At 31.8% G+C, this 15,708-nt stretch carries 14 protein-coding genes and 1 tRNA gene; 8 read left to right on the forward strand and 7 right to left on the reverse strand.

From position 1 onward, the window contains the following. The 5 genes from N456_RS10585 to N456_RS10605 form a co-directional block, all read right to left on the reverse strand. Positions 1–474: a hypothetical protein gene (locus N456_RS10585; RefSeq protein WP_062056680.1), complete on the reverse strand. Its 474-nt coding sequence runs from the start codon at positions 472–474 to the stop codon at positions 1–3. A 123-nt stretch (positions 475–597) separates the two neighbouring features. Beyond that, positions 598–1,413, reverse strand: coding sequence for a MotA/TolQ/ExbB proton channel family protein (locus N456_RS10590; protein WP_062056681.1), 816 nt, complete (start codon positions 1,411–1,413; stop codon positions 598–600). Between the two features lie 82 nt (positions 1,414–1,495). Further along, positions 1,496–1,583 (reverse strand) — tRNA-Ser (locus N456_RS10595). 72 nt (positions 1,584–1,655) lie between these two features. After that, positions 1,656–2,690, reverse strand: a complete 1,035-nt coding sequence (locus N456_RS10600) for an asparaginase (protein ID WP_062056683.1) — start codon at positions 2,688–2,690, stop codon at positions 1,656–1,658. Positions 2,691–2,796: 106 nt separating this feature from the next. Then, a complete protein-coding gene (locus N456_RS10605) occupies positions 2,797–3,585 on the reverse strand; it encodes a TatD family hydrolase (RefSeq protein WP_062056685.1) in 789 nt (262 codons plus the stop codon). A 130-nt stretch (positions 3,586–3,715) separates the two neighbouring features. Here N456_RS10605 and N456_RS10610 point away from each other — a divergent pair, with 130 nt between their 5' ends. Then, the gene (locus N456_RS10610) at positions 3,716–4,153 is read left to right on the forward strand and encodes a retropepsin-like aspartic protease (protein ID WP_062056687.1); all 438 of its coding nucleotides are present in this window, start codon (positions 3,716–3,718) and stop codon (positions 4,151–4,153) included. A gap of 41 nt (positions 4,154–4,194) precedes the next feature. Here N456_RS10610 and N456_RS10615 read toward each other — a convergent pair whose 3' ends face one another. Further along, entirely contained in the window at positions 4,195–5,448 is a 1,254-nt protein-coding gene (locus tag N456_RS10615; RefSeq protein WP_062056689.1) for an ABC transporter permease, read from the reverse strand. Between the two features lie 151 nt (positions 5,449–5,599). Here N456_RS10615 and purH point away from each other — a divergent pair, with 151 nt between their 5' ends. The 6 genes from purH (at position 5,600) to rodA (ending at position 12,785) form a co-directional block, all read left to right on the forward strand. Further along, entirely contained in the window at positions 5,600–7,132 is a 1,533-nt protein-coding gene (purH, locus tag N456_RS10620) for a bifunctional phosphoribosylaminoimidazolecarboxamide formyltransferase/IMP cyclohydrolase (RefSeq protein WP_062056691.1), read from the forward strand. 44 nt (positions 7,133–7,176) lie between these two features. Then, the gene (locus N456_RS10625) at positions 7,177–8,205 is read left to right on the forward strand and encodes a rod shape-determining protein (RefSeq protein WP_062056693.1); all 1,029 of its coding nucleotides are present in this window, start codon (positions 7,177–7,179) and stop codon (positions 8,203–8,205) included. A 195-nt stretch (positions 8,206–8,400) separates the two neighbouring features. Beyond that, on the forward strand, positions 8,401–9,165 hold the full coding sequence (mreC, locus tag N456_RS10630) for a rod shape-determining protein MreC (protein WP_420834726.1): 765 nt from the start codon (positions 8,401–8,403) through the stop codon (positions 9,163–9,165). Further along, positions 9,158–9,664: a hypothetical protein gene (locus tag N456_RS10635; RefSeq protein ID WP_062056696.1), complete on the forward strand. Its 507-nt coding sequence runs from the start codon at positions 9,158–9,160 to the stop codon at positions 9,662–9,664. Before mreC ends, N456_RS10635 begins: the two co-directional genes overlap by 8 nt. Continuing rightward, positions 9,661–11,532, forward strand: a complete 1,872-nt coding sequence (gene mrdA, locus N456_RS10640; RefSeq protein ID WP_062056698.1) for a penicillin-binding protein 2 — start codon at positions 9,661–9,663, stop codon at positions 11,530–11,532. Before N456_RS10635 ends, mrdA begins: the two co-directional genes overlap by 4 nt. Beyond that, complete coding sequence (rodA, locus tag N456_RS10645) at positions 11,532–12,785, forward strand: rod shape-determining protein RodA (protein WP_062056700.1); 1,254 nt, start codon at positions 11,532–11,534, stop codon at positions 12,783–12,785. The genes mrdA and rodA overlap by 1 nt, the downstream gene beginning before the upstream one ends. A gap of 95 nt (positions 12,786–12,880) precedes the next feature. Here the strand turns inward: rodA and N456_RS10650 are convergent, their stop codons facing one another. Further along, complete coding sequence (locus N456_RS10650; protein WP_062056702.1) at positions 12,881–13,687, reverse strand: DNA/RNA non-specific endonuclease; 807 nt, start codon at positions 13,685–13,687, stop codon at positions 12,881–12,883. Between the two features lie 309 nt (positions 13,688–13,996). On the opposite strand from N456_RS10650, the gene N456_RS10655 reads away from it, so the two are divergent. Continuing rightward, positions 13,997–15,589: a vitamin K epoxide reductase family protein gene (locus tag N456_RS10655; protein WP_062056704.1), complete on the forward strand. Its 1,593-nt coding sequence runs from the start codon at positions 13,997–13,999 to the stop codon at positions 15,587–15,589. Positions 15,590–15,708 lie beyond the last annotated feature (119 nt).

Below are 15,708 nucleotides of genomic sequence, written 5' to 3' on the forward strand. Positions count from 1 at the left end.
TTATTTACCTATTAATTTTTTAATACCTGAAAGAAACATCAATCCAACTGCAACTGCAGCAAGAAAGTAAAAAGCATATAAGCCTGTTCCTACCCACTTAGAGCCACTAGCAGAAAGTGTATCTCCATCTTTTAAAGGAGTCTCTACTCCATCTGCCATAGCATAACCAATTCCAACAATAATAAGAAAAGCAACAATTCCTATAGCCGTATTTTTAAGGCTTTTTGGATTTTTTGCAATTGTTGAAAATACAGCTATTAAAGTAACTACAATAGTGATAATAAAAATCGCTAATGTAAGATTGTACAAAGGAGATACTAATGGTGCTGCTAATCCTAGATCTAGTTCTCTAGCTTCAGAAAGACCATTTTCATCCATTAAAGTGCCGATCGAATTGCTCATAAGATACCAAAGGATTACTCCTAAGACTCCTATTCCCATCACAGCATATGATAATATTTTAGAAATTTTCATGTGTCTATATTTTTAATTTTGAATACTTACATAAATAGCATTCTGATTAAATAAACAAGAATATTAATTGTCTGATTTTAATAAGACAAAAGAAAGGTTTTTAAAAAAACCTCATAATTATTCTTATTGTTTATTCTTGTAAGAATTCTTGTAAGCTACCAACATATCGATTAAAGTAATCGAAGCATCTTCCATATCATTTACAATTCTGTCGATTTTAGCAACAATATAGTTATAAAATACTTGAAGAATAATCGCTACAATAAGACCAAATACAGTCGTAAGAAGTGCTACTTTAATACCTCCAGCTACAAGAGAAGGTTGCATATCACCAGCTGCTTCAATTTTATCAAACGCCTGAATCATCCCGATTACCGTTCCCATAAATCCAAGCATTGGAGCAAGTGCGATAAATAATGATACCCATGATACGTTTTTCTCTAGTTGTCCCATTTGAACACCACCGTATGCCACAACTGCTTTTTCTGCTGCATCAATACTTTCGTCCGCTCTATCAAGACCTTGATAATAAATTGATGCAACAGGTCCTTTTGTATTTCTACATACCTCTTTTGCCGCTTCAACTCCTCCACTATTTAGCGCATCTTCTACATTTTGCTGTAATTTTTTTGTATTTGTTGTAGATAGAGTTAAAAAGATAATTCTTTCAATTGCTATCGCCAGACCTAGTATCAAACATAAAAGTACGATACCCATAAATCCTGGACCTCCTTCTATAAAACGTTTTTTAAGGTTTTGATGGAAGGGTAAATCTTCGGCAGCATTAGATGCTACATCTTCTTGTATTGCTGTTGTAGTTATAGGAGCAATTAATAATTGCATATTTGCCGTTAATAACTGGGCAGGTGCAGTAGAAGCTTGTAAGTTTCCAAAAGTCATTACTGCTGCGATTGCCAGAATAGAAAATAATCTTTTCATTGCGCTGATTCTTAATTTTAATTAGTTAAAGGGTTAAAGATATAAAAATTATACAAAATCTATTAAAAAATTGATAATAATGCAGAGAGGAAGGGATTCGAACCCTCGATACGCTTTTGACGTATACACACTTTCCAGGCGTGCGCCTTCGACCACTCGGCCACCTCTCTCTTTATTTTTTTCCTTAAAAAATAAGGATGAGCAAATAACAAAAAAAATGTTAAAGAGTGAAATTTGAGGCGTTAATTTTCTAACATTTCACCTCGAAGAGAAGTTTCATAGATGGTTTTAAGCACTTTAAGTGGTAAATTTTCACCTAATAAATACATTAATTTTGCTACAGCAGCCTCTGTAGTAATGTCTTTTCCTGAAATAACACCTGCTTTTTTGAGTGCAATACTAGTATCATACTTCCCCATTTCGACACTTCCGCCTATACATTGAGTAACATTAACTACGGGAACACCTCTTTTTATCGCATTGGAAAGCATCGTTACAAACCATTTTTGAGTGGTTGTATTACCTGCTCCATAAGTTTCTAAAATAATTCCTTTTATAGTTTTTAACTCAAAAATACTTTTCAAAATATTTTCATTAATCCCCGGAAACATTTTAATTATAATAATATTATTATCAAAGTGTGTGTGATATACCATCTTTTTACGCCTATTTACAGTTCGTAAAAAAGAAGAATTAATTTTTAAATGTACTCCTGATTCTACTAATGCAGGATAATTAAGGGACTCAAATGCTTCAAAATGCTCTGCATTAATTTTAGTTGTTCTATTTGCTCGAAGTAATTTATACTCAAAATATAATCCTACTTCTGCAACTACAGGTTTACCTTTTTTTTGTAATGCCGAAATCTGAACCGCAGTAATCAAATTTTCTTTAGCATCGGTACGCAAATCTCCTATTGGCAACTGAGATCCAGTAAAAATAATAGGTTTAGAAAGGTTTTCAAACATAAAACTAATCGCAGATGCAGTATACGACATTGTATCACTACCATGCAAAACAACAAATCCATCATATGTTGTGTAATTGTCATTAATAATATCTCCCAATTCTTTCCATTGATCCACATTCATATCTGATGAATCAATTGGTTTTTCAAAACTAATGGTGTCTATATTACAATCTAATTGTTTAAGTTCTGGAATGTTTAGCAACAACTCATCAAAATCAAAAGAAACTAATGCCCCTGTCTCGAAATCCTTAATCATTCCGATAGTTCCTCCTGTATAAATAAGTAATATATCTGGTGAAGTATTCATATATAAAAATGAATGAAATTTATTTTTATTTTAATCTATCCTTTAGAAAGCCTACTACAAAATCATCTTTCTGAAATATATTTCAATTACTTTCTAATCACATTGTCTAAATCCCAAATATCCTTTTAGAATTCTTAGTTGTAATAATAGCTATTTCTTCTTCTGATTTTTGATATATATTAGAAAGTTTTTGTAAAACATTAACCAAATAAGAACTTTCATTACGTTTTCCTCGATATGGAGTAGGTGCTAAATATGGTGCATCCGTTTCTAAAACAATATTATCTAATGAGATCTTATCCAAAAACTTATCTATTTTACCATTTTTAAAAGTCACTACACCCCCAATTCCCAGTTTCATATTATACCCTATTGCGCGATGTGCATCTTCTATAGTACCTGAGAAGCAATGAAAAATCCCAAATAACTTCTCATCTTTTTCTAACTCTAATACTTCAAAAACTTCTTCAAAAGCTTCCCGACAGTGTATCACTATAGGTAACCTATATTTTTTCGCCAATTGTATTTGACTTCTAAAAGCTTCTTGTTGTTCTTTTAAGAACGTTTTATCCCAATATAAATCTATCCCTATTTCTCCTACTGCATAAAATTTTTTTTCTACACCTTCTTTAAAACGTTTTTTTAGTTCATCCTCTACATGTATAAGCTCCTCTTTATAATTCGCTTTTACATGTGTAGGATGTAACCCCATCATCAAAAAAACATGCTCAGGGTATTTCTCTTCTACAGCATACATTGCTTTAGTATAATTAGAATCTATTGCAGGAACAAAAAAACGTATTACTCCTTTTTCTATAGCGCGCTGCATCATTTCATCTTGATCCTCATCAAACGCTTCACTATAAATATGGGTATGGGTATCGGTTAGTATCATGCCGCAAAAGTATTAAAAAATTCTACTTACAATTTCTGTATTTCCGAAATTCTCTTTCTCATAAAAAACAGTATTATTTTATTCTTCTTAATTACATTACTTTTACACAAGTTTTTTTTTAAAATAAATCATGAGTACACTTCAAAAATTTTTAACTAAAAAAGAATATCTTAGAATTAAATTAGTTTTTACAAAAACAAATCATTTTGAGGTTAAAGCTACTCTAAATGGTATTAAAGGAAACTTTATTCTAGATACAGGTGCCTCTAATTCTTGCGTAGGATTTGAAGCTGTAGAAAAATTTAATCTTTTTACCGAAGATAGTGATGTAAAAGCTGCTGGAGCTGGAGCTACTGATATGCTTACCAAGGTTTCACAAAAAAATTCTATACAAATAGGAAAGTGGTCTAAGAAAAAAATCTCTCTAGTTTTATTTGATCTAAACCATGTAAATACAGCATTAATAACGCACCATGCTGAGCCTGTAGACGGAATAATTGGTGCCGATATCCTAAAAAAGGGTAAAGCTGTTATTGATTATGAAAAAAAGCACTTATATCTAAAATAGAAGTATCGTCTTCATTGTTCATTCTTACAAAAAGAAAAAGATTACATACCTGTTCTTATTGCTTCAACTGGATCCAGTTTTGATGCTGATATTGCAGGTAAGATTCCTGCAATCAAACCTATTATAGTAGAAGAAAACATTCCCCAAAACATATTAGATCCAGAAAGCACAAATTTAAAGCTTTCTGTAAACTGCGATACTGATATTGAAATTATCCAAACTAAAAAAAGTCCTATTACTCCTCCAAAAATAGCAAGAATAATTGCTTCAAATAAAAACTGAAATAGTATAAATCTTTTTTTAGCTCCAAGAGCTTTTTGTATACCTATCAAATTAGTCCGCTCTTTAACACTTACAAACATGATATTAGCAATCCCAAATCCTCCTACTAATAAGGAGAACATACCTATAACACCTCCTATAGTAGACATTGTACCTGTAATATTATCTATCAAGTCAGAGAAACCTTGTAATTGATTTACAAAAAAATTATCTATCTCATCAGGCTTTAACCCACGATAAACTCTTATTTTTTGTTTTAGTATTGCTACAAATTCTGGAACATCGATACCAGATTCTGGTTTAATAATAATCCCCGGAAAAGTAGACTTATTGTTATCGCCATAAACTCTTCTAACCAAGTTAACAGGTAAGATAACTACGGTATCTTTACTATTTCCAAAAAGACCTGACCCTTCCTTCTTAAGCACTCCTATTACGGTAAGTTTTCTTCCGTATAAACGTATTTTTTTTCCTATAGGATCACTGCTCCCAAATAAGCTCTTTGCAATTTCATCTCCCACAACAATTACAGGAGCTCCAGCAATAGATTCTTGTTCATTATAAAACCTTCCTTTTACTACTTGTAATTCTTCTATATCATAATAATCATTAGTAACTGCTGCTATTTCCACATTACTGATACTATTATCTTCGTATTTTATAGTTTCAGAAGCTACATTCAGGACAAAACTGGCTGCCTTAAGGTTAGGCATTGATCTATTGATATATTGATATTCTTCAAAAGTAACATCAGGAAACTGCTCTTTTTTCCATTTCGGTATATCTGTAGGACCAAAAGAAAATCGCATAAGATAAATCGTACTGTTATCTAATGAGCTAATACTCCCTTTAATCTCTTGTTTTAAGGAATCTACTGCAGCAAGAACTCCTATAATAGAAAAAATTCCAATAGTTACTCCTAGCAACGAAAGAAAAGTACGCAACTTATTGTTGACAAGGGCATTGACAGCAAAATTAAGACTCTCCTTAAGTACTCTAAGATAGATTAGCATTCTTTATTTTTTGACCCAAATTTTAATTTATTTAAAGATAGGACGCTTTACTTATGATTTTGTTACAATTTATTGAAAACAATTACACATAATTGATTGTCTAATTGAGTACTAAATTGCTACTTTTGCGTTTTAATAACTAAATTTTCTCATGAGCAACACAAAAACTGCTAAATCCGCATTAATTTCTGTATTCAATAAAGATGGATTAGCCCCTATCATAAAAAAACTAGAAGAACTTAATATAACTATTTACTCTACTGGTGGAACTGAAAAATTTATTAAGGATCTAGGCGTTGATGTTACTCCTGTTGAAGATGTAACTTCTTATCCTTCAATATTAGGTGGAAGAGTTAAAACATTACATCCTAAAGTTTTTGGAGGAATCCTGAACCGTCAAAATAATGATAGTGATATTGCGGAGCTTAAGCAATATGAAATCCCACAAATTGATATCGTAATTGTAGATCTCTATCCGTTTGAAAAAACAGTAGCTTCTGGAGCTCCTGAGCAAGATATTATTGAAAAAATAGATATTGGCGGAATTTCTTTAATTAGAGCTGCTGCCAAAAATTTTGCAGATGTAACCTGTATTGCTTCTGTTGATGATTATTCCGAATTTTTAACTATCCTTTCTGAAGGAAATGGAAGTATCTCTCTTGAGGATCGTAAGCATTTTGCTGCCAAAGCTTTTAATGTATCTTCTCACTATGACACTTCAATCTTTAATTATTTCAATAGTGATAATGCTATACCATCTCTTAAATTAAGTGAAACCAAAGGAACAGTACTACGCTACGGAGAAAATCCACATCAAAAAGGATTTTTCTTTGGAGATTTTGATGCTATGTTTGATAAATTACATGGAAAAGAATTATCATACAATAATCTTCTTGATGTAGATGCGGCAGTAAATTTAATGAATGAATTTAAAGAAGAAGACCCTACATTTGCTATTTTAAAACATAATAATGCCTGTGGTTTAGCGCAGAGAGCAACCGTTCTTCAATCCTATGTTGATGCATTAGCGGGTGATCCTGTATCAGCTTTTGGAGGGGTACTAATTAGTAATTCTGAAATTGATGTAGCTACTGCTAATGAAATTCATAAATTATTCTGTGAAGTTGTTATTGCTCCTTCTTTTAGTAATGAAGCTATCGAAATCTTAAAAGGGAAAAAGAATAGAATTATTTTAATTCAAAAGAACATTGACTTACCCAAAACTCAGGTTCGTTCATGCTTAAACGGAACTTTAGTGCAAGATAAAGATCTTAAAACTGACATATCTAGTGATTTAAAAACTGCTACAAAAACTGCTCCAACCCCAGAGCAAATAGAAGATCTTTTATTCGCTTCAAAAATATGTAAGCACACTAAATCTAACACTATCGTTTTTACTAAAGAAAAACAGTTATTAGCAAGTGGAACAGGACAAACCTCTAGAGTGGATGCATTAAAACAATCTATAGAAAAAGCACAAGCTTTTAATTTTGATCTTGATGGTGCGGTTATGGCTAGTGATGCCTTTTTCCCATTCCCTGATTGTGTTGAACTAGCAGATAATGCAGGGATAAAAGCTGTTATTCAACCGGGTGGTTCTATAAAGGATCAACTGAGTATAGATTACTGTGATCAAAACGGAATTACAATGGTTATGACAGGAACACGCCATTTTAAACATTAATTTTATTACTTTTACTAAACTTTAACCCCTTTTTTGAAACTTTTATGGGATTTTTTGACTTCTTTACCGAAGAGATCGCAATAGATTTAGGTACCGCTAACACATTGGTGATTCATAATGACAAAGTAGTAGTGGATAGTCCCTCTATTGTAGCCAGAGATATTATGACTGGTAAAATTATTGCAGCAGGGAAAGAGGCTGCTATGATGCAAGGAAAAACCCATGAGAATATAAAGACTATTCGTCCTCTTAAAGATGGGGTTATCGCAGATTTTGATGCTAGTGAAAAAATGATAAGCATGTTTATCAAAGATATTCCAGCATTAAAGAAAAAACTCTTTGCTCCTGCCCTACGTATGGTCATATGTATTCCTTCAGGAATTACCGAAGTAGAAATGCGAGCTGTAAAAGAAAGTGCAGAACGAGTAAATGGAAAAGAAGTGTATCTTATCCATGAACCTATGGCTGCTGCCATTGGTATTGGAGTAGATATCATGCAGCCTAAAGGAAATATGATTGTAGATATCGGAGGAGGAACGACAGAAATTGCTGTTATTGCTCTAGGAGGAATTGTTTGTGACAAATCGGTAAAAATTGCAGGAGATGTATTTACCAATGACATTATATATTACATGCGTACACAACACAACTTATATGTTGGGGAACGTACTGCCGAAAAAATAAAAATACAGATAGGTGCTGCCACAGAAGATCTAGAGTTACCACCAGAGGAAATGAATGTCCAAGGTCGTGACTTACTTACAGGAAAGCCAAAACAAGTGCAAATTTCTTATAGAGAAATGGCTAAAGCACTTGATAAATCTATTTTACGTATTGAAGATGCTGTAATGGAAACCCTGTCACAAACCCCTCCAGAACTTGCTGCGGATATATATAATACAGGTATATATCTTGCTGGTGGAGGTTCTATGCTACGCGGATTAGACAAACGATTATCACAAAAAACTGATTTACCCGTTTATATTGCAGAAGATCCATTAAGAGCAGTAGTAAGAGGTACAGGAATTACACTAAAGAATTTAAGCAGATACAAGAGTGTGCTAATTAAATAATGTAAAAAAAACATTACTATAACATACCTAAATTTCTGATTTTACGTTATTCTCCTTTGGTACTTTTTAAATAAAGTAGTAATTAGACTGTATATATAACGTTTAACTAAAGAAATTATCATATTATAAATCATCATGCAGCAGATTATTAATTTTTTAATTAAGAATAAACATTTTCTGCTATTTCTTCTATTAATGTTTTTGTCTATTGTTTTAACAATACAATCTCATTCATATCATAGAGGCAAATTTGTAAGTTCGGCTAATTTTTTCAGTGGAGGTCTGTATAGTTGGCAACATTCTATCACTGACTATTTTGGTTTAAAAGAAGAAAATAAGCGGTTGTTAGAAGAAAATGAATTGCTTCACAACCAACTAGTTGCTTTAGGAAGAGATTCTATTGCTAAAAAACATCTAGATACCATATCCTTTAACACTCCTTACACATTCACTAAAGCAAGGATTATCAAAAACGATTATAGCAAAATCGATAATTATATCTTGATTAACAAAGGTAAAAAAGACAGTATCTTACCCGATATGGGAGTTATAACTGATAAAGGAATTATAGGAATTGTAGAAAACACCTCTACAAACTACAGTAGAGTTATTTCTATCCTAAATACTAATTCTCGTATAAATGCAGGATTAAAAAAGTCCAATCAATATGGGTCTTTGGTTTGGAATGGAAAAGATCCAAATATCGTTCAGTTAGAAACTATACCTCGCCAAGCAATCATTAGAGAAGGTGATACTATTATAACTCATGGTCGTTCAACTATTTTCCCTAAAGGAATTGGAATAGGAACTATTGCAAGTTACACCTTAAATCAAAATAAAAGCTACTATCTAATAGACGTTAAATTGTTTAATGATATGACTAATATAGGTTTTGTCTATGCAATAAAGAATCAGGATGCTGATGAAATTAAAAGTTTAGAAAAACTAAATTATGACTAGGGATACACTACTACATATCATAAGGTTTATAGTTTTGGTTTTAATCCAAGTACTTATTTTAAATCACATTAACTTTTTAGGATCTTTAAACCCTTATATATACATAATTTTTATTCTCTTAGCTCCTATTAACATCAATAAAGGTCTTTTTCTTATTATCAGTTTTTTGTTAGGATTAATTATAGATATTTTTGGAGATTCAGGAGGGATACATGCTGCTGCCTGTACTATTATAGCGTTTTTTCGTCCAATTGCATTACGATCAGTGTTTGGACTTAGTTATGAGTTTCAAACTGTAAAACTAAGTAATGTCAGATTTGGAGAACGATTCGCTTATGTAATCTTAATGGTTTTAACACATCATCTTGTACTTTTTTCACTAGAATTTTTTAACTTCTCACACACACTATTAATCATTAAAAAAACGTTATTTTCTAGTGCATTTACAATAATGATTACCATGCTGGTTTTAGTATTGTTTAGAAAGAATGAATCATGAGAAAATTATTACTGTACCTAATAATTATTACTACCGGTATCGTCTTTATTACAAGATTGTTTTACTTACAGATTTACAATACATCTTTTGCTTCTTTATCAGAAGACAATGCGATTAAAGTAATTTATGACTACCCCCAAAGAGGTGCTATATATGATAGAAATGGAAAGTTATTAGTTACCAATCAGCCTTCTTATGATGTTATGGTTATTCCTAGAGAATTAAAACCTTTTGACACCTTAGAGTTTTGTTCTATTCTTAAAATTAGTAAAGACAGGCTTGTAAAAAGCTTAAAAAAAGCCAGAGTATATTCTCCTAGAGTTCCTTCGATTATAATTCCACAATTAACTAAAGATGAATATGCTTATCTACAGGAAAAAATGCGAAAATTTGAAGGTTTTTATATTCAAAAACGTTCATTAAGGGACTATCAAACTGTTAATGCTGCAAACGTATTAGGGTATATTGGCGAGGTAAACGAAAGATTAATAAAAGAGGATCCTTATTACCTCTCTGGGGATCTTATTGGTATTGACGGTGTAGAAAAACAATATGAAAATGAGCTTAGAGGTATCAAAGGAGTAAAACGAATTCAAAAAGATCGATTTAATAGAGATATAGGTCCATATAAAAATAGGAAATTTGACACCCTTCCTGTAAATGGAAAAGATCTTACCTTAACTCTGGATTCAAAACTACAGGCATATGGACAAAAACTTATGCAGAATAAACGAGGGGGCATTGTAGCTCTAGAACCCTCTACAGGAGAAATATTGGCTTTGGTAACAGCTCCAACATACAAACCAGAATTATTAGTAGGAAGAAAACGATCTCCGAATTTTACCAAATTAGTTTATGACACTATTGCAATACCTCTTTTTGATAGAGGTTTAAAAGCCGAATATCCTCCGGGATCGCCATTTAAAACGGTTAATGCGTTGATAGCATTACAGGAAGGAGTAATTGATACCAAGGAAAGTGTTTCTTGCAGAATGGGGTATTATTATGGAAAAAATGGAAGAAAACTCGGTTGTCATTCTCACAGAAGTCCATTAAATATGATTCCGGGTATAGCAAACTCTTGTAATGCATATTTTGCGACAGTATACAGAAGAATTATTGAAAAGTATGATACCCCGCAAGAAGGGATGGAAAATTGGAGAAAACATGTTGAAAGTTTTGGCTTAGGGAATTATTTGGGTTATGATCTGCCAACGGGAAAAAGAGGAAAAGTGCCAACCGCAAAATATTACAATAAGATTTATCAATATCCAACTTATAAATGGTATGCATCTGCTACATTGTCTAATGCTATCGGGCAAGGAGAGGTACTTTCTACTCCTATACAGTTAGCAAATATGACTGTTGCAATTGCAAACAGAGGACATTATTTTACTCCGCATATTATAAAAGCAATAGATGGCAAGCCTATAGAAAATGAAAATTATACTATTCCTAAGGTTACAACAATTAACAAAGAGCATTTTGAACCAGTGATAGAAGGAATGTATCAGGTATATACCCAAGGTACTGCACGATCCTTGCAAGTTGAAGGTATTGAGATATGTGGAAAAACAGGTACAGCAGAAAACTTTACCAAAATTGATGGTAAAAAAACCCAGCTTACCGATCATTCTGTTTTTGTAGCATTTGCTCCAAAAGATAACCCCAAAATAGCAATAGCTGTATTTGTCGAAAACGGATATTGGGGTGCTCGTTATGCGGGAAAAATTGCTTCACTAATGATAGAACAACATATAAACGGAGTCGTCTCTAGAACAGATTTAGAAGATTGGATTCTCACACACAGTCTCGAAGAAGAATATGCCAAACCCTACAGTGGCGAACCATTTAAAATTAATCAATAATGGCAAGATCTAGCATAGTTGCAATAGATTGGATCACAATTTTATTATTCTTATTACTCGTTAGTTTTGGGTGGGTAAACATCTACTCTGCTTCTTCTGAGAATGAAGCTTTCTCATTAGCTGATTTTTCACATGCATATGTTAGACAAGCCTATTGGATTTTATTCAGCATAGTATTAATTATTATCACTCAAGCTATAGAAGCAAAATTTTATGAACGCTTTGCAGGGTTGATTTATGTAATATCATTATTATCATTATTAGGCCTTTTTGTATTTGGAAAAAATATAAATGGTGCTACGTCCTGGTATCAAATTGGGCCTGCCGGGTTACAACCTTCAGAGTTTGCCAAAGCATGTACCGCATTAGCCCTGGCTAAGTTCTTAAGCGATATGCAAACCAATATAAAACTTCTTGGTTATCAGGTTAGAGCTTTTTTAATTATTGCAATTCCTGCCATATTTATTATACCTCAACCAGACCCAGGGAGTGCATTGGTCTATGCTGCCTTTTTCTTTCCATTATACAGAGAAGGTTTAGCTGCGATATATTTAATTGTAGGGGCTTCTGCAGCAGGATTATTTATACTTACTTTACTTTTTAATCCTCTATGGGTAGTTCTTGGTATTGCTATGGTTATGCTACTTATATTAATTAAAAATAGAAAGCAAAAACCTAAATACTCAAGATATTTTTTAATTATCATCGTTATAACCACTTTTTGTTTTTCTGTAAATTATATTTTTAATAATGTATTTGAGCAAAGACATAGGGATCGATTTAACATTGTGTTAGGTAAAGAAGTAGACTCTAAAGGTATAGGATATAACACCAATCAAAGTGAGATCGCCATAGGTAGTGGTGGTTGGATTGGAAAAGGGTGGAAAGAAGGAACACAAACCAAAGGAGGGTTTGTACCAGAACAACATACTGATTACATATTTAGTACTGTAGGAGAAGAATGGGGCTTTCTAGGTAGTACCGCAATCATTCTTCTTTTTATTGGGTTATTAATTCGGCTTATTCATTTGGCAGAACGACAAAAATCACAATTCAGTAGAGTATATGGCTATAGCGTTGTTGGAATTTTATTCATACATTTTGCTATTAATATCGGTATGGTCACCGGATTAATGCCTACAATCGGGATTCCTTTACCATTTTTTAGCTATGGAGGATCAGGGTTATGGGGATTTACTATTTTACTATTTATCTTTGTTAAACTAGATTCTAATCGTGTAAATGAGTGGTAAATCAACAATCTTGGAGCAAACTCACGAGGTATGCTTCCGAAAAAAACATTTTGATGTCGAGGCAAGCCTTGTGGAATGACCCCCTCAATGAGGGGTTAAAACTTCCAATCCTTTATAGTTATAGAAGATTCTATTTGATTTTCTATAGCATCATCTAATGTCGGAAAAAAGTCAATTCCAGTTAATTTTTCTACTTCATCAACAGAAACCACAAATTCTTTTAATGATTTTCTACTATCCTTATGAGGCATTAGGAATGCTATAATTTTAGGCTTACCAGAAGAATTATTAAATATAATTTTATAAAAATATTCTGGCACAGATACCTGTTCATAACCTATTGTAGAAAGGCCATCCGATAATACACCACCAGTTACTACATATACACCATCATATAATTTTGCCCAAGATCTTGTTTTCTGCTCCAAATAATTCCATATTTTACTATTAAATTCATGATTCTGAGGTGTTATATTAGAAGTAAGAAATGTCTCGTTAAATGCTTCTTTTGTATATCTCCTGTCCCCTGCTGGGCATAAATGTCCTTTATCATATCCTGATTTTTTATAATTACGCCAATCTGAGGATAATGATTTTACCTTTTTATCTTCTTCAAAATATGGACGTTTAAATTGATTTGTAGACAAATGCTCCTTTTTTAATTGATAAGCTACCCATTCTGCTTGTTCATGTTTTTCAGAATATGATAATGAGTAATTGTCATGTACAATTATAGCTCCGGTAGTAGAAGTAGGTAAATAAAAGAAATTTACCTCACTTGTATCTCCACCAGTCTTATCATCAGAATAATTCTTATTGTTTTCAAGATATCCTTCAAAATAATAAAAACCTATGCTAATTATAATAATTAGTATTGGGTATATGTATTTTCTTATGTTCATTTTTTATAGTACACTATAGATATTAAATGAGTGCGAAAATATCAAAATAATAGCACACAAAAGCTTATTATAGTGTACAAGATTTATATACTATACAATAATCTAAACCAAAAAGGATTTAAATTATGGTAAAAACATCTATTTTATGAGTTTATAACGTTACATTATCTTTTCTAAAATCTTTATTTTAGAGAAAGTATTTTTTTAAAACATAAAAAAATAATTACGATTATACTTGTTCACCCTAATTCTCTCTTTTTTTAAAAGAAATATCGAGTAGTCGTAGAAAAACCTTAACAGAAATACACAATGAGTAATGTTATCGAAAAAATCGTTGAAAGTGTTCTAATTCAAAATAGAATTAGCAACTATAATAAAAAAGATTTAGAACTACAATTACAAATACACCCTAATTACCCAAGTTTTCAGTCAATTACAGACACTTTGGATTATTTTAGCATTGATAATATTGCTGTAGAAGTTCCTATCGATGCTTTAGAACAACTTCCTAAAAGTTTTGTTTCCTTAATTTCAACAGAGAATGGTGAAGAAATTGTCTCAATACTTAAGAACAACCATAACATCGAAATTAAACATACAAGTTTAAAGAAAAAGAAATTTACATTTAAAGAGTTTAAGGAGATTTGGACACCTAAAGTAATCGCTGTTGAGTATAGCTCGAGACAGCAATTAATCTCTAGTAAATCAATTTTAAAAAAACTACTATTAATCGGACTCTGCGCAAGCTTACTTGTATCTTTTTTCATACAAACATGGGACATAAATCAAGTCTTTTTCTTATTACTATCTGTATCTGGGCTTATTTTTAGTCTTTTTGCGATTAGAGAAAGTTTAGGGATAAAATCTCAAGTCATACATCAGTTTTGTACATCGATAGGTAATACAGCCTGTGGAGATGTAATTAATAATAATAGTGGTAAGCTGTTTAAGAATTTCTCCTTAGCAGATGCCGGAATTGTCTTCTTTGGCATGATGACATTATATCAATTATTTTATGGGTTCAATACGGTACTCTTAATTCCATCATTAATGGGAATCCCTTTTATTCTATACTCAATATACTCCCAAGCATTTATAATAAAAAAATGGTGTGCTATATGTATTGCTATCGGTTCAATATCACTAGGACTTGCTTTTATAGCTATACTTAATATCCCTTTTGACATAAATTTTCAGGCAATTGTAAGTTTTATAATGATGGCTTCATTAGTTACACTAGGTTATATATATATTAAAGAAAAGGTAACGGAAAATATCAGTTTTAAAAACGAAAATTTAAAGTTAAATCATTTTAAGAGAGATGGTCAGATTTACAATCATTTACTAAGTATTTCTGAAAAGATTAAAGATACTACTACTATCAAAAATGAAATTATACTAGGTAACCCTAATGCTAGTCTAAAAATTATAAGCCTTACCAATCCAATGTGCGGGTATTGTAAAGATGCTTTTGAAGCATATACGCGTGTATTAAAAACAATGGGAGATCAAGTTCAAATTCTGATTAGACTTAATGTAAAAACTGATGACCTTGATGATAAAGCAACACAAATAGCTTTAATTTTACTAGAAATATATCAAAATAAGGGAGCTAATGATTTTATAATCGCATATAATAAATGGTTTTCCGATCGAACTCATAGCAAATGGATTAAAGAATATGGTACCCCTAAAAACAATCAAGAACATATTGACATTTTGAAAAAACAAGTAGATTGGGCTGACAAGAACAGTCTTTACTACACCCCTGCTTCTCTTATTAATGATACGTTATATCCTAAGAAATATAGCTATTCAGAATTTTTTCACTTTATGGGTATAACTATAGAAAATCATACTGAAGAAGTTCTTAATTCAAAAGAGGAACTTACTGAAATTTAATTTTTAAATATACCTAATTTAAAGCCGCCAAATATGTTAACAAGAATCCTGAACTTAAAAGATGTCAAAGAATTGAACAAGGACCAACAAAGTAGTATTAAAGGAAGTTATATACCTAC

It is taken from the genome of Aquimarina longa SW024, from assembly GCF_001401755.1.
Lineage (GTDB): Bacteria > Bacteroidota > Bacteroidia > Flavobacteriales > Flavobacteriaceae > Aquimarina > Aquimarina longa.